Raw genomic sequence first — 23,748 nt, 5'->3', positions numbered from 1 at the left:
ATTGATTCAACGGGCCGTTCCTGAGCCACGAGTACTCGGTTCGATGAGAAAGCGCTGAGAATCGGCCCTGCTCAGGCCAGCGACGCCAGCCACTCGTGCATCCAGGACAGCGCCGTCTCGCCGCCGCCGACGGGGTAGCTGCCGTAGAGGGTGTGCGCCTCGGAGCGGTAGAACTCCTCGAGCTTCCTGCGGCGTTCCTCGTTGGCGGAGTCCGAGAGCTGGTTCTGCAACAGCGCGACGCCGCCGCGCGCCATCAGATCGTTGACGATGGTGCCGAGTTCGAGCTGGTAGCGCCACATGTTGGCCAGATCGGGGCTGGAGCTCTGGGCCAGGAAACCGGCGAACCTGGTGACGAAGTCGTCGGCGGCGGTGGCGCAGTAGAGATCGCCGACCGCGCAGATCGTGCGGGTCTGCGGCGTGACCCAGCCGAAGCCACCCACCCGGGGACCGCCCGCGCCCGCGCCGCCGACCGGCGGGCCGATCAACGCGTCGGTGGGGGAGCGGCGCGGGTCGGAGATGAGACCGACCGCCGCGACGCGTTGCGGCGGCACCACGCCGAGCCCGGTGCCGATCTCGGCGGCCACGTCGCCCGCCGCGTCGGCGCCCTGGCTGTAACCGACCAGCGCGAGCTTGGTCGCGCCGCACTGGCGCGCCATCGCGCCGAGCAGACCGCGGGCGTTGTCGACGGCTTCCTTCTTGGACGCGCCGTACACGTCGCCCTCCCACGGGAAGGCGGTCGCGGCGTAGCTGACGTAGTCGACGCGCACCGAGGACGGCAGGCCGTCGGTCACTCCGGCGAGCATGCCGGGACCGGGCCGGTGCTCGTCGCTCTCCCAGGTGCCCGGAATCGCGACGACATACATGTTCGGACAGCCAGGATCGGCCTGTGCCCCGCCGCCGACGGAAATGGTGGACAACGCCATCGCCGAGATGCCGATGACCGCACGAAGAAGTGTGGATCGCATGGTGCCGCTCCCCTTGCTGCACGCCCCGCCGGGGGCTTTCCCCTTGACGAATCCGCCCCCGCGGACGACCTCGGACGGCGCTGCCGGACAAAACCCGCGCACGGCCGGAGGGAAGGCGGAGCCCAGCCCGTGGGAGGCGGCTTTGAGACCACGGGGTCTCAGATGAATGCGAGAGTAGCGCAGGTGTGCGACGGCACACAATTGGTCGGAATGGTGATACAGATCACCGAAGTCGAGGTTTTCGACCGGCGCCCCGCTCTCATCAGCGAATTCGGGCGACGGCTTCCGCTTCTTCCGGCCAACGCTGCGCCCACGGTCTCGCCTTTTCGATTTGTGCTGCGACGCGCAGGATTTCGAGCTCCCCGTCGGGACGGCCGACCAGCTGGACGCTGAGCGGCAGTCCGGAATCCGACCAGCCCGCGGGGATCGCGGCGGCCGGGTTGCCGCACACGTTCCACATCGCGGTGTAGGCGGTCATCGGCATGCTGCGCAGGATCGCGTGCAGCGCGCCCGCGCCGTCCAGCCTGCCGACCGGCGGCGGCAACTGCGGCAAGGTCGGGGTGAGTACGAGGTCGTAGCGTTCGAAAACGCGGTGGACCCGGGCGGCGACCCGTTCGCCGTGGCGTTCCGCCCAGCGCAGCACCGGTTCGGGGGCGAGCGCACGCGCGGTGGCCGCGAGCGTGCGAGTGCGGCGCTCGAGCAGATCGGGTCGGTCGACGCGATCGGCCTCCTCTCTGATGCCGCCGAGGAACTGCGGGAAGAACGCGGGCGTGGCGTCGGGATAGTCGGGATCGAATTCCTCGACGTGGTGGCCGAGTTCGGTCAACGTGTCGGCCATCGAGCGCAGCGCCGCGGCGCACTCGGGGTCGAGGCGGGTCAACGGCACGGCGGATCGCACCGACACGGCGATCCGCAAGGGGGTCGCGGGGGCGGTCGCCGAGAACGAGGTCGTCGGCGCGGGCGCGTGCCAGCGATCCCCGGCGACGCTGCCGCTGATGACGTCGTAGAGCAACGCGCTGTCGGCGACCGACCTGGTCAGCACGCCGAGCGTGCCGAGCGCGCGCCACAGGTCACCGTTGGGCGCGGTGCTGACCCGCCCGCGCTGCGGCTTCAAACCGAACAAGCCGCAGCAGGCCGCCGGAATCCGGATCGAGCCGCCGCCGTCGCCGCCGGTGGCCGCCGCCACCACGCCCGCCGCCACCGCCGCCGCCGAACCGCCGCTGGAGCCGCCCGTGCTGCGGGTGGTGTCCCAGGGATTGCGCGTGTAACCGTGCGCCGCGGATTCGGTGAACGGCCAGGTGCCGAACTCCGGCATCGCGGTCTTGCCGACGATGATCGCGCCCGCCGCGCGCAGCCGTCGCACGATCTCCGAGTCGGCCGCGGCGGGGGTGGTCACCGCGGCGCCGCCGTAGGTGGTGCGGACGCCCGCGACGTCGACCTCGTCCTTGATCGCGATCGGCACGCCGTGCAGCGGGCCGAGTGCGCGCCCGGCGGCCTGGTCGTCGTCGCAGGTTCGGGCCTGCGCCAACGCTTCCTCGGCGAGCACGGTGACGAAGGCGTTGAGCCGCGGCTGTACGCGGCCGATGTGCGCGAGGGTCTGCTCGGTGAGTTCGACCGCCGAGATTCGACCGGTGCGGATGGCCTCGGCCTGGCCGAGCACTCCGGTGTACCGCGGTCGGTCGCCGGGTCGCTCGTTCATCGGATTCCCTCTCGTGGGGCCGGTGCGTTCACGTGGACGCACGTTCAGTTGTCCGATTAGATGACGCGCCCTGGGGAGTGTCAAGGGGATCCGCGCCGTTCACGGGTGATACTGGCGCGCGTGAACATGATCGCCGTACTGCGCCGCGTGCTCGCGGTCGTCGCTGTCGTAGGTTCCACCGCGGCGCCGATGGCGCTGACGCCGCCCGCGCAGGCCGGGCCGTTGACGGACTGCGGGTGGAGCAGAAGGATCGGCGCCGACACGCTGAACGTCGCGCTGCCCGACACCTTCGCCAACTACTGGATGGCCGCCGTCCCCGGGTTGCCCGCCGAGGGCCTCACCCTGCGCGGCCGATACCCGCACGGCCGGTACATCTCGTTCACCAGCTATCAGGGATCGCGGACCTTGGACGGCCTGGACGACCTGCGCATCGATCCGGATCCGGGCAGCGTCAACCCGTTCCGGCCCGGGGCGGACCGCGCCGCGACCGAACGCTCTTTCACCGTGCGGGTGCTGCCAGGCCCCCGACCCGAGCGACCCGCGCCGAACACCCTCTACGCGGATTCCGGGGTGGCGCTGATCATCTACCGGGTCTACCGCGTGGACGAGGGACGCGATCCGCTCGGCGGGGAGCCGTTGCCGGAGATCACCGTGCACGGGGCCGACGGCCCGCGCGCGCTTCCGGCATGCACGACGGCCAAGGGGGCGATCGATACGTCTTCCGCGCGCCTGTCCGGCGGTCAGCAGCTGCCCCCCGGCGTGCCGGGTCCGGATTACCGCGTGTGGTCCAAGACGAGCGGCGACGGCGTGTTCGCCAATCCGGACAACACTTATCTCGCCTCGCACGTCGCGCCGCGAGCGGGACAGGTCGCGGTCGTCCGTGCCAAGCTGCCGACGACTCCCGGGACCTACCGCGGCCAGGCGACCATGACGCTCGCGCAACTGCGGTACTGGTCGATGTGCTCGAACGAGCTTGCCACCACCCGTGTTTCGGCCTGCGTCGTCGACGACGAGACGCCGGTCGACGAACGGGGCTGGTTCACCGTCGTGGTGTCCGATCGCGCCGACCGGCCCGCGAACGCGACCCGTTATTGCGGCGTCGCGTGGTTGCCCACGGCCGGACTCACCACCACGCTGCTGATGCGGAACATGTTGCCCGACACGGTTTTCGCGCATTCCATCCAACGTGCGCCGGAGGACGATCCGGCCGCGGGGATGGGGGACTACTACCCGCGCACCGAGCTCCGAACGACCGCCGAGTTCGAGGGGATCGGCTGCGGAAACTGAGTTCCAGCGGTGTACCACGGCGCGGAGTGCGTCCTCGGCCGGAATGTTCAATTGAGACCGGTCGGTATTGACGGCGAAACACGCTGCACCCCAATGTTTCCGGGCTGAGCGCGGTAAGATTTCGACGGCGTTCTCGAACTGTCGCCGACATCAGAAGAGGGGTACGGCTGTGAGCATGATTCTCGCTACGGCACATGACGTGTATGGCACAGTGCTGGCCCAGGTCGGGAACCCGACACCCGAGGCCCCGCCCATCTCAGACAAGATTCTCCAGATGGTTCGCTATCTCACCTGGTTCGTGCTGCTCTCGGGTATTGCGGCCATCATCTACGCGGGTGGCCGGTTCGCCTGGGAGAAGTGGACGGGCGGCGGCCTCCAGTCGCCGAAGATGGTGGCCGGAGCCATGATCGGCGGCACCGTCGCCACCAGCGCGGGCACCATCATGAACGCGGTCGTCGGCTGAGACCGAGCCCGGCGTAGCTCAGACGGCGCGCCACTTGATGGAGCAGCCCATGCTCGGTCGCTGCGGCTCCGGCGCGGGCTTGCCCGCGCGCACCGCGGTGAGTGCGGCGCGCAGCTCGGAGCCGGTGACGGGTTTGCCGTTGCCCGGTGTGGATTCGTCGAACGCGCCGCGATAGGTCAGCAAGAGATTCGCGTCGTAGAGGAAGAAGTCCGGCGTGCACGCCGCACCGAAAACGCGGCCGACCGACTGGGTCGCGTCGATGAGGTACGGGAACGTCCACCCGGCCCGTTCCGCTTGTGCGCGAAGACCTTCCGGTTTGTCGTCCGGGTAGGCGTCCGCGTCGTTGGTGCAGATCGCCACCGCGGGCACGCCCGACGCGTCGATCACCGCGCCGAGTTCGTTCTCGAGGTGCTTCACGTACGGACAGTGGTTGCAGGCGAAGACGACCAGCAGTCCGGGACCGTTCGCGTAATCGGACAGCCGGTGCGTCCGGCCGTCCAGGTCGGGCAGCGCGAATTCGGGGGCGGGTGTGCCCAGCGGGACCATCAGGGATTCGAGTGCCATAGCTGCCTCCGTCCGGTTCCCTTACGAGGGTAGTGCGGTCGCGGAGCCCGCGGGTGCTGTCGAACGGTCTGTCACGAGCGCGTCACTTCGTCAGATCGGCCGGATCGGTGTTGGCGCCGCACAGCACGACGCACACCCGCTCGCCGGGCGCGGGGCGGTACGCGCCGGAGGTCAGCGCGGCCATGGCGGTCGCGGCGGCGTGTTCGACCGCCAAGCGATGCTCGGCCCAGAGGGCCCTGCGAGTCGCGAGGATGTCCTCGTCCGAGACCAGCACCGAGACCGAGTCCGCCGAGTGGGCCGCGACGAGGGCCAGTTCGCTGACGCGCCGCGCACCGAGCGCGTCGGCGGCCACCGAGTCGACCGCGACGTCGACGGGCGCGCCCGCCGCCAGCGCGGCGTGCAGCGCACGGCAGTTCCGCGGTTCCACGGCGACCACGCGGACGCCGTAATGGGCCGCCGCGGTCGCGATCCCGGCGAACAAACCGCCGCCGCCGACCGCGACGACGACGGTGTCCAGCCGGGGCAGCTGCCGATGGATCTCGGTCAGCAGGGTGCCCGCGCCCGCGGCGATGAGCGGGTTGTCGTAGGCGTGCGAGAGCAGCGCGCCGCTGGACTCGGCGAAGGCGTGGCAGGCCGCGAGCGCGTCGGCGTACTGCTCGCCGACCAGCCGGACGTCGGCGCCGTAGCCGCGCAGCTTGTCGATCTTCACCGTCGGCGCGGTGGCGGGCAGGAAGACCGTGGCGGGCACGTGCTGGCTGCGCGCCGCCCACGCGCAGGCCATGCCCGCGTTGCCGCCGGAGGCGATGGTGACGCCGGAGTCGGGCAGGCTGCCCGCCTCGCGGTGCGCCTGGAGGAAGTTCTGCGCGCCCCTGGCCTTGAACGTCCCGGTGTGCTGGAGGAACTCGAGGGCCAGCCAGTGGCCGGGCGACCCGTCGTCCTGCGGGTCGGTGGGCGCGAGGGTGACGGGTCGGACGCGTCCCGCGATGCGCTGGGCGGCCGCCTCGATGTCGTCGTAGCCAAGTTTCGTCGGGTGCGGGTCCATCGGGCTCCTCCGGCGTCGTCGGGCGTGAAGGCGTACCTCCGCTTCATCAGGCGAACGCGATCATAGTCAGCCGCGCGCGGCGCGAATTTCGCCCGCCGAACACGCGATTTGCCAACCAATTGCGCGAATACGGCGCGGATTACCGGTCGGCCAGGGGAGAAGCTGTCATGCTCTGTTTCGTTCGCTGGTCCGACCCGCTGCCGAGCGCACGGGATGAAGAGAGGTCGATCCGTGAAATCGAGTTGGATGGCGGTGCCCGCACTGTTGGCCGTCGCGGTATCGGGTTGTTCCGGAGGCACTTCCGCCGATACCGCGGCTACCTCGACCGCGGCACCGGCGAAAGCGGCGGGAACGACGACGGCCGCCGCGTCGCAAAACGTCGATTCCGCGGGAGTGCACATACCGCTCGGCGAGACGAAAACGGTGCCCATTCCGGCCGACGCGATTATGGAAATCAAGGTTCCCGCGGAATGGGGGACCGCCGTCGACAGCGTGCGCTGCGCGGTAACCGACAACAACGGTCGAAACGAGGACCTACGTTCGTCGGAGCCGAAGAAACAAGAGGTCGTCGCCGGCGCACGGTGGATCACACTGTGGACCTTCTCCTCGCCGCCCGCCACCGAGGTCACCGTCGGCTGCGTGGACGGGGACAACGCGGTCACCGCGGCCGAACTGCGCTACATCCGCGTCGTGCCGCGCGGGCTCGCGCCGAACTGAGTCCACGAGTGCCGCCCGCGCTACTTGCCGTGGGCGCGCAGCTGATAGAGGCCCTTGGTCACCGCGACGGTGTTGCCCTCGGCATCGGTGACGACCGACTCCAAGGTGAAGTCCGACTTGCCGCGCTCGGCCGCCTCGGCCTCGATTCGCGCGATCTCCTCCTCCGGCAGCGTGGCCTCGGCGCGCAGCTGCGATTTCGCCATGCCGACGAACTTGATCTCGAAGCCCTTCACCAGCGGGTAGTAGGCGGAATTGTCGAATGTCGCCACGGCGATCGCGCCACCGAGCACCTCCGCCACGGTGAACTGGACGCCCGCGTAGATCACCCCGAAGTGATTGCCGTTGCCCTCCAGCGGCACCGTCGTCGCGGCGAACCCGCGGCGCACCTCGACCGCCTGGACGCCCATCTTCGCGGCCGCGGGGATGGTGAACTCCAAGGCGCCGTTGATGATGTCGACGAACGGAGGGGCGTCGTCGGTGCTGTTGTCGGTCATGCGGACCGATTCCTTTCGCGCGTGCGGTCCGGCGTGCCATCGGCCGCACGGCGTCCGCGCGCGTGCCCGCCGCGGACCTCGTCGTCTTTGATTCACCGGTCCCGCCCTCGGCGAGGGCGGGTGCCCTCAGATTAGGAAACGGGCGGTGCGCCGCGCAATCGCGGTTGTCGGCGCCGCTGAGTAGCCTCGGGACCGTGGGCGACGACGGTTATCGCGAGCGCCCGTCCCGACTGGACGGCGCGGTGCTGTGGACGCGCACCGTGACTCGCGTCGAGGAACCACTGCCCGTCCTGCCCGACGGCTGTATGGACCTGCTGTGGCGGGACGGCACGCTCTTCGTCGCGGGGCCGGACACCACCGCGCATCCCGCGGGCAGTCCGAAGCCCGCGCGATACACGGGCTTGCGGTTCTTTCCCGGCACTGCGCCCGCCTTGCTCGGCGTGCCGGCGCACGAATTGCGGGACCAGCGCGTCGAATTGGCGAATCTGTGGCCCGCGGCGACCGTGCGAGCACTCGCGGGCCGGGTCTCGGACGCGCCCGACCGGGCCGCCGCGCTCGAGTCCATCGCGCTGCGCCGCGCGGCCGAGGCCGAGCCGCCCGACCCGCTGCTGCGCCGCGTCGTCGCGGCACTGCACGCGGGCCGGTCGGTCGCCGCGACCGCCGACGCCGCGGGCGTGGGGGCCCGCCTGCTGCACCGCCGTTCGCTGGCCGCCTTCGGCTACGGACCCAAGACACTGGCCCGCATCCTGCGCCTCCAGCGGGCGCTGGCCGCCGTGCACGCGGGCACACCGCCCGCCGATGTCGCGATCGCCGCCGGATACGCGGACCAGGCGCATCTGTCCCGCGATATGCGGGAGCTGGCGGGCATGACGCTGAGCGAGTGGGCGGCCCGCCGCGCGAGTGCTCGAGCGACCGACGCCTAGCGATCCGCGCGGTACGGCGATTTCCGGTCGACCGGCCGCGTGGTGCAGGACGTGGCACAGCGAGTCGCCTCTGCAAGGAGGCGTTCACCCGTCCGGCCAGGCGGCGCGCCGGGAAATCTCAGCCCAGCGGCGCGTACAAATCGATCCCGTTGCCATCAGGGTCTTGGATGACGGCGTAGCGCTGGCCCCACGGCGCGTCCCACGGCTTCAGCTCACCCTGGTAGCCCGCCGAGACAAGGTCGGCGTAGACGGAGTCCACCTCGGCGGCGTCGGCGCAGCGGAAGGCGAGGCCGATGCGGCCCGCGCTGGTCGGCGGCTCCCAGTCGGCGTAGAAGGAACGAACCGTGTCCTCGGTGTCGAGGGCGAGGCGAAGCCCGCCGGCGAGCTGGGCTTCGACGTGCGGCTGGGTTTCCGCGTCGGCGGGGAACTCCAGGCCGAGGCGGCGGTAGAAGGCCAGCGAGGCCATCATGTTCGAGGTGACGATGCCGATGAAGTCCAGTTGCGGTGTCATATCGGCAGCGTACGGGCGGCCAGTGGGTTCGGTCTTGAAGAAATCGGACACTCAGTGCGTCGGCGCGGGCACCAGTTCGGCGATGAGGTTCTCGACCAGGATGCGGATCCGGTCGCGGATGGTGCGGACCACCTCGATGGTCTGTCCGGCCGGATCGGGCAGTATCCAGTCGCGGTAGCTGATGCCGGGGAAGAACGGGCAGGCGTCGCCACACCCCATGGTGATCACCACGTCGGAGACGCCGACGGCCTCGTCGGTCACCTTCTTCGGCGTGTTGTCCGCGATGTCGATGCCGACCTCCGCCATGGCCTCGACCGCGACCGGATTCAGTTCGGCCGCAGGCGCGCTGCCCGCGGACCTGGCCTCGATGCGATCACCGGCGAGAGCGGTCAGAAACCCGGCGGCCATCTGGGATCGGCCTGCGTCGTGCACGCAGACGAACAGCACACTGGGCTTGTGGGCCATCGGGACGCCTTTCGGTGGGGCAATGCTCGGGTGATGCGGTGGCCGGACCCGTCCGACGGCGCGGAATGGTCCCGGTGCGTGCCGTCCGGGAGGCTCGGGTCGAAACGCTGTCGTAGCGTAAGGGATACGGGCGATCGCCCGGCGAGGATGGGGCACCTGTGGGTGCCGCTTGATTCTGTGGTGCGCGCTGTGGTAGGGCATTCGCGCTGCTAGAGGCGATGGGCTCAGAAGTTGTTGCCGCGGTGGAGGAACGCGTAAGGGTAAGAACGGACCGGTCGGTCGGGGAACTCGGCTGGCGGCAACGGGTCACCGAGAGCTCATGCCGCGCTTGGTGAATGGGTTCTCCGAAATCCTGGCCATGCCTTCGCGTATCGAGCCGCGGCGTCGGAGGCAAAGGCCACCCGCGGCGTCGGAGACGGACGCCACCATCGCAGAATCCGACGGCCTCATGTCCGCGGTCGTCGCGGAGCGCAATCCGAATCGCTCTGGTGGGCAAGGCGATTTCCGGCCACGTCGCCAATACCTAGCCCGGCCGGAACGGCAAACCGCCGCGACGTCCGGATGGCGTCGCGGCGGTCGGTCGCGCTTGCTCAGATCGGGCGCAGATCGATCACCTTGCGCAGCCGCGCCCGGTCGCGCTCGAGCCGCCGCGCTTCGTAGGCGATGGGGAAGTAGCGCACCCGCTCGGGCAGCAGGGGCACGATCCGCCCGATCAGCCAGCCGAGCACCCGCAGCTTGCGTTCGTCGGCGGCGGTCCAGGTAAGACCGAGCTTGCGCCGCGCGGGCTCCGGCGTGGTGCCGACCGTGACGAAGTACTGCATCCGTCCGATCGGCGCGACAGCGGTGCGCCAGAGCGGCGCCAGCGCGCGCGGCAGCTGCTTGGGCGGCGCGACCGAGCGGATCACCCGCAGGTAGTCGTGCGCGGTGGGCGTTTCTTCCAGGTGGTTCTCGACCATGTCGTCGAAGAACTTCTCGAACGCGGCGTAGTTCTCCGGAACCTCTTTGGGCGCCACCGAGAAGTTGCGCATCAGCTGCAGCGTCTCCTGGTAGTACGCCTCCTTCTCGGCGTAGGTGAGCGGGCGGCGGCCGAAGTACTTCGCGCTCTCCGTGAACGCGAACGTTCCGGTGTGCAGCACCCAGGCCCACGGCCCGGAGGCCAGCGCCTTGTGCCGGACGCCCGCGGCGTCGGTGGTGTTCAGCGAGGCGTGCATCGCGCGCAGCCGGTCCGCCTCGGCGAGCGCCTCCTCGCCGCCGTAGACCCACATCATCACCGAGGAAAGACTGCGTACGGCGCGGCCCATGGGATCGGTGCGGAAGGTGGAGTGCTCGTCGACGACGGCGGAGATGGTCGGCTCCATGGTCTGGAGGAGGAAGGCGGATCCGGCGGTCAGCGAGAACGTGATCAGCCCCGTCTCGTCCCACATCCTGGTGCCCGGCGCGAAGGGGCGGCGTGGCGGCAGCTCCCGCGCGGTGGTTTCGAGTGCGGCGGACGCGGTCATTGCGATCTCCTTTGATCGACCCACTTCAGAACGATGAGATGATTAGCATACCAATCTCTCATTCTCTTGGCGCGGCGGAATTCGTCCTCGCTTACGCTGGCTGCCATGAGTACGCAGTGGCGCGAGCGCACCGGCCGGATCGGCGTCCTCACCGGCGCGGGCATTTCCACCGATTCCGGGATCCCGGATTTCCGCGGGCCGCGCGGGGTGTGGACGAAAGACCCGATCGCCGAACTGCTCTCGACCTACGACAACTACCTGGCCGATCCGGATTTGCGGCAGCGCGCGTGGCTGGCCAGGCGCGACAACCCCGCCTGGCAGGCGACCCCGAACGCCGCGCACAAGGCGCTCGCCGAGCTGGCCGAGGCCGGACGCGCGGTCACGATCATCACCCAGAACATCGACCGCCTGCACCAGCGCGCGGGCTCGGCGCCCGAGCGGGTCATCGAGATCCACGGCAATATGTTCGAGGTCGTTTGCGTGGAGTGCGATTTCGAGACGAGCATGGCCGCCACTCTGGAGCGCGTCGCGGCGGGCGAGCCCGATCCGCCGTGCCCCGAGTGCGGCGGCATCCTCAAGGCCGCGACGATCATGTTCGGGCAGCAGATGGACCACCGCAGCCTGACCAAGGCCGCGCTCACCGCCGAGACCAGCGACATCTTCCTGGCCATCGGCACCTCGCTACAGGTCGAACCCGCCGCCTCGATGTGCGCCGTCGCCGTCCGCGCGGGCGCCGACCTGGTCATCGTCAACGCCGAACCGACCCCCTACGACGACCTCGCCACCGAGGTCGTCCGCGAACCCATCGGCACCGCCGTCCCCCGCTTGGTCGCCGAGATTCTCGGCGCCGAGGGGAACTGATCAGACGACGGGGCCGAGGACGCGGTCGAGGTAGGGGTTGGCGAAGCGGCCCTTGGGGTCGAAGCGGCGGCGGACCTCGGTGAAGCGGTCCCAGTCCGGGTAGCGCTCGCGCAGAGTGTCGGCGGTCTGGAAGTGGCGCTTGCCCCAGTGCGGGCGGCCCTGGTAGCGGTCGAAGATCTCTTCGCAGGCGCGGAAGTACGGCTCCCACTCCATGCCGCGGTACTGGTGCACGGCGATGTAGCAGGTGTCGCGGCCGCCCGCGGGGGAGAGGAAGGCGTCGTCGGGGGCGACCCAGCGCACCTCGATCGGCATCGGCGTCTGGAAACGGGCCGAGACCTCTTTGATCTCCCGGATGGCCGCGACCGAATGCTCGCGCGGGATGGCGTATTCCATCTCGGTGAACCGAAACAGCCTGGGCGAGGCGAACACTCGGTAGGAGCGATCCACTTGGCGGCGGTAGCTGCCCGCGTAGGCGGCGCCGCGGTGGATCCACGGGATCGCTCCGGCCTGCCATTTGCCGAAGCGGCACAGCGCGTCGAACGCGTAGTTGGACATGAGGATGTCGGCGAACCAGTCCATCATCTTGCCGCGCGGCTGCTCGGGCAGCTCGACGCGGTTGTTGCGCTTGGTCATCGCCAGCGGGCTGTGCGCGAACATGTAGAACTCGAAGTGCTCGTTGTCGTCGACATAGGAATCGAGATCGGCGAGCACCTCGTCCACCGGCACCGGTCGTTCGATGCCTTCGAGGACGAACGAGGGCACCAGCTGCAGCGTCACGGCGGTGACCACGCCGAGCGCGCCGACGCTGACCCGCGCCGCCCGCCAGCCGTCGGGATCGTTCTCGGCTTCGACCTCGATCCGGCTGCCGTCGGCGAGCATCAGCTCGACGGAATGCAGTGCGGCGGAGATGTTCTGTAGGGTCGCTCCGGTGCCGTGCGTACCGGTCGCGGTCGCGCCCGCGATGGTCTGCACGTCGATGTCGCCGAGGTTGGGGAAGGCGAGCCCGGCGGCATGCAGTGCGGTGCTGGCCGCGTTGAGCGTGATGCCCGCCTCGACTCGCGCCAGCCCGGTCGCCGTGTCGAGCTCGAGGACGCGGTTCATCCGGGAGAGGTTCAGCAGCAGCCCGTCGGTGCAGACGGTGTCGGTGAAGGAGTGACCCGCGCCCGCGACGCGGACCGTCTGTCCGCGGTCGGTCGCGCTCGCCAGCAACTCGGCGAGTTCGTCGTGGTCGCGCGGGGTCGCGATGCTCGCCGGTGCGCAGTGTTGATCGCCGGCCCAGTTCACCCACGAATTGGTCATGCGTCCAACTTTAGGGCATCGACTGTGACGCGCGCTACCCGAGCTCGGTTTTTCGAATTACCTGCGACGTCCCAGGCAGGCGTGCGCCTTCGCGGCTTCGACGTCTTCGTCGGTCAGCGGCGGAACGAGCAGCGGCATGCGCGGGATGGATTCGGCGCGCACCCCGTTCAGCATGATCGCGGCGTAGCGCTGCCAGACCTCGGAATCGACGGGCTTGGCGAACTCGGCGAGCGCGTCGACCATGTGGATCAGCGCGAAGAAATCGCTCGCCTCGATGTCGGGCTGCAGCGATCCCGCGTCGCGGGCTCGCTCGATGACGGCCGCGACGGTCGGCTTGATGCGATCGCGCAGCGCCGCGAAACGCTCGGGATCCTCCTCGAGTTCGAGCATGACCTCGCTGAACCCGCGATTGTTCGCCAGGTGCTGGCAGGCGTACTCGAAGAACTGGACGAGTCCCAGCCACGGGTCGGGATGCTGCGCCGCGTCCTCGGCGGCGACGGCGAATTCGCCGATGTGCTGCTCGAAGACCTCGGCGATGAGCTCCTTCTTGTTCGCGAACCGCCGGTACACCGTCCCCACGCCGACACCGGCCTTCTCGGCGACGTCGTCGAGGGTGATCTCGAGTCCGTGGTCGGCGAACAACTCGCGCGCCGCGGCGACGATGCGCTGCTGATTGCGCGCGGCGTCGGCGCGCAGGCGTCGAGGCGGAGAAGGGGCAGTGGCGGGATTCACACCCCCATGCTAGCAACGACCGGGATTAAGTGGAGGCGTTGTCTCCGTTAACGTGATAGCTTCTACCGGTAAGCGGAGATATTACCTCCGCATCGTCGACCTGACTTCGAGGGGACCTATGACTACCGCGATCGACCGTGGGGCGCCGGCCCCCGAGAAAGCCCAGCGCCGCGGCTCACACGCGCTGCGCTGGTGGGTGCTCGCCGTGCTCGGCGTCGCACAGTTGATGGTGGTGCTCGACGCCACCGTGGTGAACATCGCACTGCCCGCCGCCCAGCAGGACCTCGGCTTCAGCGACGCCGACCGCCAGTGGGTGATCACCGGCTACGCGCTGGCATTCGGCAGCCTGCTGCTGCTCGGCGGACGACTGAGCGACCTGTTCGGCCGCCGCAACACCTTCATCGTCGGCCTTGTCGGCTTCGCCGTCGCCTCGGCCGTCGGCGGCGCCGCGCCCAACTTCGAGGTGCTCGTCGCGTCCCGCGTCGGCCAGGGCGTGTTCGGCGCGCTGCTCGCGCCCGCCGCGCTCTCGCTGCTGACCGTCACCTTCACCGAACCGTCCGAGCGCGCCAAGGCATTCGGCATCTTCGGCGCGGTCGCCGGTACCGGCGGCGCGATCGGTCTGCTGCTCGGCGGCGCGCTCACCGAGTGGGCGAACTGGCGCTGGGTGATGTTCGTCAACCTCGCTTTCGCGGCCGTCGCGCTGGTCGGCGCGGTGCTGCTGCTGGCCAAGCACGTCAGTGCGGAGCGACCCAAGCTGGACATTCCCGGCACCGCCGTGGTGACCGTCGCGCTGTTCGGCATCGTCTACGGCTTCTCGCACGCGGAGACCGACGGCTGGACCAACGGCGTCACGCTGGCCTTCCTGCTCGGCGGCGCGGCGCTGCTCGCGGTGTTCGTCTGGCTGGAGGCCCGGGTCGCGCATCCGCTGCTGCCGCTGCGCATCCTGCTCGACCGCACCCGCGCGGGCTCTTACATGACCGTGTTCGTGATGGGCATCGGCATGTTCGCGATCTTCCTGTTCCTGACCTACTACATGCAGCTGAGCCTGGGCTACTCGCCGATCAAGACCGGCGTGGCGTTCCTGCCGATGGTGGCGGCCATGATCGTCTCCTCGACCACCGCGCCGTCCCTGCTGCTGCCCAAGTTCGGTCCGAAGATCGTCGTCACGGCCGGCTTCCTGATCGCCGCGGCGGGCATGGCCTGGCTGACCCGGATCGGCCTGGACACCGGCTACGGCACGCACATCCTGCCCGCGCTGATCCTGATGGGTCTCGGCCTCGGTGGCGCCATGGCGACCGCCTTCCAGGGCGCGACCTCCGGCGTGCAGCACGAGGACGCGGGCGTGGCCTCGGCCATGATCAACACCAGCCAGCAGGTCGGCGGCTCCATCGGCACCGCGCTGCTGAGCACGATCGCCGCCTCGGCCGCCACGGATTACCTGTCCACCGCGCAGCCGGGCCCGCTGGCCGTCGCGCAGGCGCAGATCGAGAGCTACACCACCAGCTTCTGGTGGGCGACCGCGACATTCGTCCTCGGCGCCGTGCTCTCGGCCGTGCTGATGCCGAACACCGCGCCCGCGCCCGCGGAGGGTGAGCCGGTGCTCGCGCACTGAGTCACGGGTGCTCGCGCACTGAAGCATCGGTGCTCGCGCACTGGGCCCACATTCGAACAACACAGCGCCCGCGCCGGTTTCGACCGGACGCGGGCGCTGTGCTGTGACCGTCAGCAGTTGCTCGGCGCAGGGAGTCCGGCGAATCGATCGGACAGATAGCCGAAGGCCCGCGGCGCCCCCTGGATGATCGCGTCGCCGTGGTCGACGCCGGGCAGGATGTCGAGCTGCACCGGCGTGCCCGCCTGGCAGTAGCGCGCGGCGACCGCGCGGACCAGGTCCGGATCGATCTCGTCGGCCTCGCCGTGCCACTCGTACATCGGAGCGCGCGGGACGCCAGGGAATGTCTCCAGGCTGTTCTCCTGCAGGACCCGGACGGTGGACGGGTCGGCGTCCATCGAGCCGTCGAACACGTCGGAGAAACTGCGGTTCGCGCCCGCGTTGATGATCTGCTCGGCGCAGGCGTTGGCGATCTGGTCGCGCAGCTCCCGCCCGGCCGGATTGAGCAGCCGTGATATCGCCGCCTGCCGCGGGTATTCGCGTTCCAAGCCCATCGTGACCGCGAATCCGAGCCCGAACAGTGGGTTCGGGGCGGTGCCGAGATCGCGGGCGAGCTTGTCCATGTTCATCGGAACGCCGCCCATCGCGACGCCGACGATCGGCAGCTCCGGCGCGTACTCCGGGGCGAGCGCCGCCGCGAATCCGGTGGCCATGCCACCGCCGGAATAGCCCGTGATGCCCACCGGGCTGCCCGCGAGATCGGCGGGGCCGAAGCGCTTGGCCGCGCGGATGCCGTCGAGGGTGATGCGGCCGCCGAGCTGGGCCGCGCCATAGGCGCTCGTCGGGCCGAGGTGATCGGGCACCGCGACGGCCCAGCCCCTGGCCAGCAGCAGATTCAACGCGGGCGCCTCCCGCATGCTGCCGTCGAAGAGGCTGTGCGAAGGCGCGCAGTGCAGGCCCAGCGAGTTGACGAACGGCTGGTACGACACCAGCGGCCGGTCGATCCCGCCGCCCGGCGGTACCAGCACCGTGGTCACCGTCGCGATCGGTTCGTCCGCGGAGTTGGTGGTGCGGAACAGCAACTGCCACACCGTGGAACCGGGGAAGTTCGCGGCGGGCACCATCCTGCTGCGCACGACGTCACCGGGTTGAAATCCGGCCAAATCCGCTGGCGCGGAGTAGAACTCGTCGGCGTCGGGGACGGGATAGACCGGCGACGCGCTCGCGGGCGCGGCGTGCCCGAGACAGGCCGCTGCCGCGAGTGCCGCCAATGCCAGTCGCCGCACCGAGCGTATGCCCGTGCTCGAAGTTTGCTGTCGTCCAGTGCGATGCGCTGCCGCCGCCCTCGGACGCGCGTCCGGTACTTCCCGTCGTGCCGCCATCGTCGCTCCAGTGCCGAAGGGATAAGGGTGGGTGGAATCGCGGCGAAAACCTTCGGGGCATTCGTAGTCGGCGGCCGAACGCATGTCAACGAACGCGGCTGTTCGTCACCCGTGTCCCCGCCCGAACCGACCGCGTGGTCCTACCGATAGCATGTCGCCGGTGACGTTCGGCGCGGCAGGAGGTCAGCAGATGGGCTCGCAAGCCCGCACCCCGGCCGTCGAGCCCGCGGTGCTCGCGGTGATCTCCGTGGGCGGCGGAATCGGCGCCGTGATGCGCTATCTCGTCGGTCTCCGTTGGCCGTCGCAGCCGGACGAGGTGCCGTGGGCGACGTTCGTCGTCAATGTCGTCGGCTGTTTCTCGATCGGAATTCTGATGGTTCTGATCACCGAAGTATGGGTAGCCCACAGACTGCTGCGCCCCTTCCTCGGTGTCGGGTTGCTGGGCGGTTTCACGACCTTTTCGACCTACAGCCTCGAGATTCGTAGACTGCTCGAATCAGGCGCCGCGGTCGAGGCGCTCGGCTATCTCGGGGGGACGGTGGCGGCGTCGCTCACCGCGGTCTGGCTCGGCATGGGGGTGGCACGGCTCTCGGCGGGCACGACACGACCGCGACGCGGTGGACGACAGTGAACGACGCGGCGCCCGCAGGCGGCGCGGTGGACGGCTTGTACGTACGACGGAAGGGGGTCAGGCGATGAGTGGTTCACCTGCGGACGCGGGTCGGTGGCAGCAGGCCGCGCGATTGACGGTGCTGCTCGACGAGGACGACAAGTGGCGGCGCGGCCCCCTGTTCCACGAGATCGTGCGCCGCGCCCGCGACGCCGGTCTGGCCGGCGCCAGCGTGTGGCGCGGCGTGGAAGGCTATGGCGCGTCCTCACGCATCCACACCAGCCGCGTTCTCGACCTCGCCGAGCACCTACCCGTGCAGGTGATGATCGTGGACGAGCCGCAGCGGCTGCGTTCGTTCGTGGCGGAGAACGCCGAGGTGCTCTCCGGCGTGACCGTCACGCTGTCGCCGGTGGAGACCTGGCAGCCCGCCGTCGGGGTCGCCCGATGATGGCGGTACTCGTCGTGGTCGGCGGTATGGTCGGCGCGCCACTGCGCTACCTGATCGATCGCGCGATGGCCGCTCGTTTCGAATCCCTGCTGCCATTGGGAACTTTGACGGTTAACATTGTCGGTTCGGCGGTGCTGGGCGGTTTGATCGGCGCGAGCGCGAGCAGCGAGGTTCTGGCGATGGCGGGAACGGGTTTCTGCGGCGCGTTGACGACGTTCAGCACGTTCGGCTACGAGACCATCCGGCTGGTCGCGGACGGCGCCTACCTCTACGCGGTGGGCAATGTCGTGATCAGCGTGACGGCCTGTTTGGTCGCGGTATACGCTGCCGCGTCCACGACCCAGTGGTTGTGGGCATGATCCTGATGACGAGCCGGGCGCAGCCGACCTGGAAGGGAGACCCGAGCATGGCCCATGATCGAGCCGGGCGACCCGCGCGGGCGACCGACCTGGAGGACATCGCCCACCTGGTTACCGCCTACTACAGCCAGATTCCCGATCCCGCGAATCCGGCGCAGCAGGTGGTGTTCGGCACCTCGGGGCATCGCGGGTCCAGCCTGGACAGCGCGTTCAACGAGGCGCACATCCTGGCGATCACCCAGGCGATCGTGGAATACCGCGCCACCCGCGGCATCACCGGTCCGGTGTATCTGGCGCGAGACACGCACGCGCTGTCCGAGCCCGCCTGGACCACCGCGCTCGAGGTGCTCGCGGCCAACGACGTGACAGCGGTGATCGACGCCCGCGACCGCTACACGCCGACGCCCGCGCTGAGCCACGCGGTGCTGCGCCACAACACGAACGGCACCAGGCACCAAGCCGACGGCATCGTGGTCACGCCGTCGCACAATCCGCCACGCGACGGCGGCTTCAAATACAACCCGCCGCACGGCGGTCCGGCCGACACCGTCGCCACCGACGCCATCGCCGCGCGGGCGAACGAGCTGCTGCGCACCGGTCTATCCGAGGTGAAGCGGACGACACTGCAACACGCGATGGCCACGTGCGTCCAGCGCTACGACTACCTCGACCACTACATCGCCGACCTGCCGAACGTGTTGAATTTGGACGCGATTCGCGGCGCGGGCATCCGCCTCGGCGCCGACCCGATGGGCGGCGCCAGCGTCGACTACTGGGAGGAGATCGGCCAGCGCTACGACCTCGAGCTCGAGGTCGTCAACCCGTTCGTCGACCCCACCTGGCGTTTCATGACGCTGGACAGCGACGGCAAGATCCGGATGGACCCGTCCTCGCGCTACGCCATGGCGGCGCTGGTCGCCATCAAGGACGACTACGACATCTCCACCGGCAACGACGCCGACGCCGACCGGCACGGCATCGTCACGCCCGACGGCGGGCTGATGAACCCCAACCACTTCCTCGCCGTCGCGATCGAATATCTGGTGGCGAACCGTATCGGCTGGGACGCGCTGACCAAGATCGGCAAGACGGTGGTCACCTCGTCCATGATCGACCGGGTGGTCGGCGTGCTCGGCCGCGACGTGCACGAGGTGCCGGTCGGGTTCAAGTGGTTCGTGCCCGGATTGTTCAGCGGCAGCCTGGCTTTCGGCGGCGAGGAGAGCGCGGGCGCGTCGTTCCTCCGGATGGACGGCACGGTGTGGACCACCGACAAGGACGGCATCCTGCTCGCGCTGCTCGCCGCCGAGATCGCCGCTTGCACCGGGCAGACGCCGTCCGCGCGCTACGTCGAACTCGAGCGCCGCTACGGCAGTCCGGCCTACGCGCGCATCGACGCCGCGGCCACCGCGGAACAGAAAGCGCGGTTGGCGAGGTTGACTCCCGATGTGATCACCACCGAAGAGATCGCGGGCGAGCCCATCACCGCCGTGCTCACCCGTGCCCGAGGCAACGGCGCGCCGCTCGGCGGACTCAAAGTCACCACCGAGAACGCCTGGTTCGCGGCGCGTCCGTCCGGGACCGAGGACAAGTACAAGATCTACGCGGAGTCGTTCCACGGCAGCGAGCACCTGGCCCAGGTGCAGGCGGCCGCGGAGGAGATGGTGGGCAAGGCGCTGACGGGTGAGCGGTAGAGCCGAGTCATCGGCGAGCGGTAAGGCGCTGCCCAGCGAGATCTGGGTGCTGGTCGGCGCCGCGTTCGTCATCGCGATCGGGTTCGGACTGGTGGCGCCGGTGCTGCCGCAGTTCGCGCGCAGCTTCGGCGTCGGGGTGGCCGCCGCGTCCGCGATCGTCAGCGCGTTCGCGTTGATGCGGCTGCTGTTCGCGCCGGTCAGCGGTCGGCTGGTGCAGCGGCTGGGGGAGCGCTGGGTGTACCTGTCCGGCCTGGTCATCGTCGCGGTGTCCACCGGAGCGAGCGCGCTGGCACAGACTTATTGGCAGCTCCTGGCTCTGCGCTCGGTGGGCGGCATCGGCTCGACCATGTTCACCGTGTCGTCGCTGGCGCTGGTGATCCGCCTGTCGCCGCCGGAGCAGCGCGGGCGGGTGTCGGGGTTGTGGTCGACGAGCTTCCTGGTCGGCTCGGTGAGCGGTCCGCTGGTGGGCGGCGCGCTGGCCGGGCTCGGGCTGCGGGCTCCGTTCCTCATCTACGCCGCGGCGCTGCTCGCGGTAAGCGCCGCGGTCTACCTGAGCCTGCGCCATTCGCATCTGGCCGCGCCGGAGGTCAGCGGCGAACTGCGCGTCATGACCTTTCGTGAGGCGCTGGCCCGCCCGGCGTACCGCGCGGTGCTGTGGTCGAACTTCGCCAACGGCGCGGCCATCTTCGGTGTCCGGATGGCGCTGGTGCCGCTGCTGGTCGTGGAGGTGTTGCGGCAGCCCGCCGGTATGGCGGGCGTCGCGCTGACGGCTTTCGCCGCGGGCAACGTCGCGGTGCTGTTCCTGTCCGGCAGGCTGTCCGATTGGTGGGGGCGCAAGCCGTTCCTCGTCGTCGGCTCGCTGGTGTGCGCGCTGGGCACCGCCGGGCTCGGGTACGCGCCGAACTTCGGCTGGCTGCTGGTGACGTCCGTCGTCGCCGGGCTCGGCTCGGGCATGCTGACGCCCACCCAGCAGGCCGCGCTGGCCGACATCCTCGGACCGAAGGCGCGCGGCGGGCCGGTGCTCGCGGGCTTCCAGATGGCGGCCGATCTCGGCACCGTGCTCGGTCCGGTCGCCGTGGGCGCGCTGGCCCAGCACACCTCCTACGGGCCCGCGCTCGCCGTGACCGGTGCGTTGCTGGCCATCGCGGCCGTGGCGTGGTTGGTGGTGCCCGAAACGCTGCGCGGGCACACCGCCGAGGTCGAGACCGATCACGTCGCGGCGGTGCCGTGCGACGACGCGGAGTACCAGCTCGCGCATCGTGTGGCCGATGAGTGCGAGGAGTCACGCGGCCAGGTCCACAACGAACGCCCTGCCTCGCCCACGGGTTCGCGCCGCTAGCCCGACGCGGTGTGGGCGGCCGGGTGCCCGGCGCACATCGGCAGCGGGAGCTGGGGCAGAGTGTTGACGTGAACCAATCGCGTTCGAACTACACCCCGCGCCCGATGTCGAGCGCGACCAGTTACGCCTTGGGCGGCGTCGCGCTCGCCCTCATCGTGTTGATCGTTTTCCTGGCGTTCCGCTCGGGGCGCGACGAGCCGGACGTGCGCAACGACGGCTACGGCCCCGTGCGCGACCCCGGCGTGCAAGCGGTGCTGCAACCCGACGGCGTGGTCGTTCTCGGCAAGCCGGGGACGCCCAAGACGATCGACGTCTTCGAGGACCCGCTGTGCCCCGCCTGCGGCGCGCTCGAGCGCGTCTACGGCCAGGAACTCGCCCAGCAGCTGGACGAGGGCAAACTCGCGGTGCGGTACCACTACGTCAACTTCCTCGACCCCAAGTCCAGCAGCGAGGACTACTCGACCCGCGCGATCGCGGCCAACGAATGCGTCGCTGAGGCGGGCAACGGTCCGTCGTACGCGAAGTTCCACGAGCTGCTCTTCGCCTCGAAGCAGCCGAAGGAAGGCGGCGACGACCTGAGCAACGAGCAGCTCTCCGGCTTGGCGCGCGAGGCGGGTGCGCCGGAGCCGATCGTGCAGTGCGTGGCGAGCGGTGCGAAGGTGGCGGACGCCAAGGTGCACGCGAAGGCGGCGACGGACGACCTGACCGCACGGTTGGACGGTCCCGCCGCGACGCCGTCGGTGTTCGACGGGTCCAACAAGGTGGATGTGAACAACGAAGAGTGGGTGGTCGAGCTGACGCGCTGAGCGCGCTGGGCACGGACCCTGCCGGGCTCGGCGACGAGAGCCGACTGGTGCTGTGCGGTTTCTCCCCCGCCGTCGGACACGGTTCGGCTCGAGGCCGGAGGCGACGACCCCCGTGCGGCTCAGCCGCGGTGTTCCGGGGCGTCGTCCGGGATGTCGTTCTCGGGGGCGATTCGCGCGAGTTGGCGGTGCAGCGGGATGTGGCCGTCGAGCGGGTAGAGCAGTTCCTCGCCGGTCGGCCGGTCGGCGGTGAACGCGGCTCGTATCCCGGCGGTTTCGACCGCGGGTAGTTCGATATCGGTGTGCGGGAACAGATATCGCGCACCTTCGCGCACGGTGGTGTGGACGTCACCATCCGGCGCGGTCCACTGCAACCGATCGCGGTCGTCCCGCCAGACCCGCCACTGTTTCCTCTTGTCCGCCAACGACTTCAGTCGTCCGTGCCGCGAACAGAGCACCGCGAGTCCGCCGCCGCTGCGTTCCAGCTCGCCTTCCGCCGCGGGAATCGTGCACCCGGGAAACCGGCACATACCGTCCACCGCCCGAATCTCGCTCGCGACTCGTCGCAGCGCCGCCTCGTCCGTCGCGCCGCCGTCGGTGTGCTCGGAAACCACCTGGAACGACGCGTGCTCGGCGAGCAATCGCGCGAGCGCCGCGTCGATCGGCCCATAGCCTGCCAGGAACGCGGGCGCCTCCCGCATGTCCAGCAATGTGTCGGCGGCGATCCCGATCTGGATCAGCGGCCGTCGCGGCGGTTCCACCGGCACCCCGACCTTGGGACACCGCTCACCTCGGCCGCAACGGCAACGCAGCCGCCCCGACCCGTCCGCCAGCGCCACCAGGGCGTCGGCCCGCCGCTGCGGCATCGTCCGCGGATCGGCCGCGCAGACCTGCAAACTCATCTCCCGCAACCGCATCGCGACCGTCTGCGCGCCGGGTGCGGGCAGCAGCCCGTCGAACACCGCCATGCTGTCTTGCACCGCCCGTATCCGCACATCGCGGTTTTCCTGCCGCCGCTCTCGCCGCCGCCGCGCGCCCCCCGGATCCAGCCGATTCGCCCATCGCCGCGCCGCCTGCCGCAGCCGCGCCGGATTCGTCCGCGCCGCGGCCTCCAGCAGTCGCGGCTCCAGCGCGTCGACGACCTCCTTCGCCAGTGCCCGCGTGCTGTCCACGATCACCCGCACCTTCGCCAGGTCGATCCGCCCCGCCGCGAACGCCATGCGGGTCCGGGGTAGCGCCTCCTCCAGCACCAGCCCGATGTCGATCAACGCCCCCGCGGTGCCCTCGTCCACATACAGCGCCACCGCCGCCTCGGCCGCCGCGAACTCCCCGGCCCGCACCCCACCCGGCCCCGGCTCCGCGCTCGCGGCCCGGGCCCGCCGATACAACTCACGCACCGCGAACACTTCCGCAGCCTGAGCCGCGGCCGCCGCCCCGTGCACCGCCCTGAGCGCCTCGATCAACCCTTCGTCACTCATGGTCCCGAAGTCCATCGCAGAGAGCTGATTTTGTTCGAACATGTGTTCGATTCTACGGTCCCAGCTAACCCCACCGCCACCCCTTTTTCCAGGCGATTTGGCTGCGGACACGCTGGTGGTGTAACTTTCATCAGGCGCGAGGGAAACCGAGCGCGACCCACCAAGGGGCTATGGCGCAGCTGGTAGCGCACCACACTGGCAGTGTGGGGGTCAGGGGTTCGAGTCCCCTTAGCTCCACTCGAACAAAAAGCCAGGTCCGGCGAAATTGCGGACCTGGCTTTCGTCGTTTGCGAGCCTCTCACGAGCACCGTTGACGACAGGAATGACGACAGTTCAGATCGCGGTGTCGTCGGCCGAAGAGCCGAACAGCGCATCCATCGAATCAAGTGCGCCGGCGGCGGCGCTACGCCCCCCCCCCCCGCGACAACCAGCCCCCCCAGGACCACAAAGCCCACGAGGCCCCCGGCGGCGCCGCGCTCCGCGCCGCGGCCCGCCCCAACAAAAGACC

24 protein-coding genes and 1 tRNA gene are annotated in these 23,748 nt (G+C 69.9%); 13 read left to right on the top strand and 12 right to left on the bottom strand.

The genetic code is table 11. From position 1 onward, the window contains the following. Positions 1–71 precede the first annotated feature (71 nt). On the bottom strand, positions 72–965 hold the full coding sequence (locus AB0H49_RS33360; RefSeq protein ID WP_357256887.1) for a cutinase family protein: 894 nt from the start codon (positions 963–965) through the stop codon (positions 72–74). Between the two features lie 262 nt (positions 966–1,227). Then, a complete protein-coding gene (locus tag AB0H49_RS33355) occupies positions 1,228–2,664 on the bottom strand; it encodes an amidase (RefSeq protein WP_357256885.1) in 1,437 nt (478 codons plus the stop codon). Positions 2,665–2,784: 120 nt separating this feature from the next. Between AB0H49_RS33355 and AB0H49_RS33350 the strand changes: the two genes are divergently transcribed. Beyond that, positions 2,785–3,951: a hypothetical protein gene (locus AB0H49_RS33350; RefSeq protein ID WP_357256883.1), complete on the top strand. Its 1,167-nt coding sequence runs from the start codon at positions 2,785–2,787 to the stop codon at positions 3,949–3,951. Between the two features lie 175 nt (positions 3,952–4,126). Next, positions 4,127–4,414 carry a hypothetical protein gene (locus AB0H49_RS33345; protein WP_355003957.1) on the top strand — a complete coding sequence of 96 codons (288 nt, stop codon included), beginning with the start codon at positions 4,127–4,129 and terminating at the stop codon, positions 4,412–4,414. 18 nt (positions 4,415–4,432) lie between these two features. On the opposite strand, the gene AB0H49_RS33340 is transcribed toward AB0H49_RS33345, so the two are convergent. Beyond that, on the bottom strand, positions 4,433–4,978 hold the full coding sequence (locus AB0H49_RS33340; RefSeq protein WP_357256881.1) for a thioredoxin family protein: 546 nt from the start codon (positions 4,976–4,978) through the stop codon (positions 4,433–4,435). A gap of 82 nt (positions 4,979–5,060) precedes the next feature. After that, positions 5,061–6,020, bottom strand: a complete 960-nt coding sequence (locus tag AB0H49_RS33335) for a threonine/serine dehydratase (RefSeq protein ID WP_357256879.1) — start codon at positions 6,018–6,020, stop codon at positions 5,061–5,063. Between the two features lie 231 nt (positions 6,021–6,251). Between AB0H49_RS33335 and AB0H49_RS33330 the strand changes: the two genes are divergently transcribed. Next, on the top strand, positions 6,252–6,737 hold the full coding sequence (locus AB0H49_RS33330) for a hypothetical protein (RefSeq protein ID WP_355003815.1): 486 nt from the start codon (positions 6,252–6,254) through the stop codon (positions 6,735–6,737). 20 nt (positions 6,738–6,757) lie between these two features. Here the strand turns inward: AB0H49_RS33330 and AB0H49_RS33325 are convergent, their stop codons facing one another. After that, a complete protein-coding gene (locus AB0H49_RS33325; RefSeq protein ID WP_357256877.1) occupies positions 6,758–7,231 on the bottom strand; it encodes a YiiD C-terminal domain-containing protein in 474 nt (157 codons plus the stop codon). Positions 7,232–7,425: 194 nt separating this feature from the next. On the opposite strand from AB0H49_RS33325, the gene AB0H49_RS33320 reads away from it, so the two are divergent. Next, entirely contained in the window at positions 7,426–8,154 is a 729-nt protein-coding gene (locus AB0H49_RS33320) for a helix-turn-helix transcriptional regulator (protein ID WP_355003813.1), read from the top strand. Positions 8,155–8,272: 118 nt separating this feature from the next. Here AB0H49_RS33320 and AB0H49_RS33315 read toward each other — a convergent pair whose 3' ends face one another. The 3 genes from AB0H49_RS33315 to AB0H49_RS33305 form a co-directional block, all read right to left on the bottom strand. Next, on the bottom strand, positions 8,273–8,665 hold the full coding sequence (locus tag AB0H49_RS33315; RefSeq protein ID WP_357256875.1) for a VOC family protein: 393 nt from the start codon (positions 8,663–8,665) through the stop codon (positions 8,273–8,275). A gap of 51 nt (positions 8,666–8,716) precedes the next feature. Then, positions 8,717–9,130, bottom strand: a complete 414-nt coding sequence (locus AB0H49_RS33310; protein WP_357256873.1) for an arsenate reductase ArsC — start codon at positions 9,128–9,130, stop codon at positions 8,717–8,719. A gap of 590 nt (positions 9,131–9,720) precedes the next feature. Then, on the bottom strand, positions 9,721–10,629 hold the full coding sequence (locus AB0H49_RS33305; protein ID WP_355003810.1) for an oxygenase MpaB family protein: 909 nt from the start codon (positions 10,627–10,629) through the stop codon (positions 9,721–9,723). A gap of 105 nt (positions 10,630–10,734) precedes the next feature. On the opposite strand from AB0H49_RS33305, the gene AB0H49_RS33300 reads away from it, so the two are divergent. Continuing rightward, entirely contained in the window at positions 10,735–11,490 is a 756-nt protein-coding gene (locus AB0H49_RS33300) for a Sir2 family NAD-dependent protein deacetylase (protein WP_355003809.1), read from the top strand. Here the strand turns inward: AB0H49_RS33300 and AB0H49_RS33295 are convergent, their stop codons facing one another. Continuing rightward, complete coding sequence (locus AB0H49_RS33295) at positions 11,491–12,789, bottom strand: D-arabinono-1,4-lactone oxidase (RefSeq protein WP_357256870.1); 1,299 nt, start codon at positions 12,787–12,789, stop codon at positions 11,491–11,493. A 57-nt stretch (positions 12,790–12,846) separates the two neighbouring features. Further along, entirely contained in the window at positions 12,847–13,521 is a 675-nt protein-coding gene (locus AB0H49_RS33290; protein ID WP_355003807.1) for a TetR/AcrR family transcriptional regulator, read from the bottom strand. 118 nt (positions 13,522–13,639) lie between these two features. Here AB0H49_RS33290 and AB0H49_RS33285 point away from each other — a divergent pair, with 118 nt between their 5' ends. Then, positions 13,640–15,133 carry an MFS transporter gene (locus tag AB0H49_RS33285; protein WP_357256868.1) on the top strand — a complete coding sequence of 498 codons (1,494 nt, stop codon included), beginning with the start codon at positions 13,640–13,642 and terminating at the stop codon, positions 15,131–15,133. A gap of 110 nt (positions 15,134–15,243) precedes the next feature. Here AB0H49_RS33285 and AB0H49_RS33280 read toward each other — a convergent pair whose 3' ends face one another. Continuing rightward, the gene (locus tag AB0H49_RS33280) at positions 15,244–16,407 is read right to left on the bottom strand and encodes a lipase family protein (RefSeq protein ID WP_357256925.1); all 1,164 of its coding nucleotides are present in this window, start codon (positions 16,405–16,407) and stop codon (positions 15,244–15,246) included. A gap of 265 nt (positions 16,408–16,672) precedes the next feature. On the opposite strand from AB0H49_RS33280, the gene crcB (AB0H49_RS33275) reads away from it, so the two are divergent. The 6 genes from crcB (AB0H49_RS33275) (at position 16,673) to AB0H49_RS33250 (ending at position 21,765) form a co-directional block, all read left to right on the top strand. Further along, positions 16,673–17,143 (top strand): fluoride efflux transporter CrcB, encoded by a 471-nt coding sequence (gene crcB / locus AB0H49_RS33275; protein ID WP_357256866.1) that lies wholly within the window; start codon positions 16,673–16,675, stop codon positions 17,141–17,143. A gap of 64 nt (positions 17,144–17,207) precedes the next feature. Continuing rightward, complete coding sequence (locus tag AB0H49_RS33270; RefSeq protein ID WP_355003804.1) at positions 17,208–17,570, top strand: DUF190 domain-containing protein; 363 nt, start codon at positions 17,208–17,210, stop codon at positions 17,568–17,570. Then, positions 17,567–17,929, top strand: a complete 363-nt coding sequence (crcB, locus tag AB0H49_RS33265; protein ID WP_355003803.1) for a fluoride efflux transporter CrcB — start codon at positions 17,567–17,569, stop codon at positions 17,927–17,929. The genes AB0H49_RS33270 and crcB (AB0H49_RS33265) overlap by 4 nt, the downstream gene beginning before the upstream one ends. A gap of 47 nt (positions 17,930–17,976) precedes the next feature. Next, complete coding sequence (gene pgm / locus AB0H49_RS33260; RefSeq protein WP_355003802.1) at positions 17,977–19,620, top strand: phosphoglucomutase (alpha-D-glucose-1,6-bisphosphate-dependent); 1,644 nt, start codon at positions 17,977–17,979, stop codon at positions 19,618–19,620. Further along, the gene (locus tag AB0H49_RS33255; protein WP_357256863.1) at positions 19,610–20,959 is read left to right on the top strand and encodes an MFS transporter; all 1,350 of its coding nucleotides are present in this window, start codon (positions 19,610–19,612) and stop codon (positions 20,957–20,959) included. The genes pgm and AB0H49_RS33255 overlap by 11 nt, the downstream gene beginning before the upstream one ends. Before the next feature lie 68 nt (positions 20,960–21,027). Then, positions 21,028–21,765, top strand: a complete 738-nt coding sequence (locus tag AB0H49_RS33250; RefSeq protein WP_357256861.1) for a thioredoxin domain-containing protein — start codon at positions 21,028–21,030, stop codon at positions 21,763–21,765. A gap of 119 nt (positions 21,766–21,884) precedes the next feature. Here the strand turns inward: AB0H49_RS33250 and AB0H49_RS33245 are convergent, their stop codons facing one another. Continuing rightward, the gene (locus AB0H49_RS33245) at positions 21,885–23,282 is read right to left on the bottom strand and encodes a DUF222 domain-containing protein (protein ID WP_357256859.1); all 1,398 of its coding nucleotides are present in this window, start codon (positions 23,280–23,282) and stop codon (positions 21,885–21,887) included. A gap of 122 nt (positions 23,283–23,404) precedes the next feature. Between AB0H49_RS33245 and AB0H49_RS33240 the strand changes: the two genes are divergently transcribed. Beyond that, positions 23,405–23,477 (top strand) — tRNA-Ala (locus tag AB0H49_RS33240). The last annotated feature ends 271 nt before the right edge of the window (positions 23,478–23,748 follow it).

The organism is Nocardia sp. NPDC050713 (genome assembly GCF_040654315.1).
Taxonomy (GTDB): Bacteria; Actinomycetota; Actinomycetes; order Mycobacteriales; family Mycobacteriaceae; genus Nocardia.
This window is presented reverse-complemented; position numbering and strand designations above follow the sequence as displayed.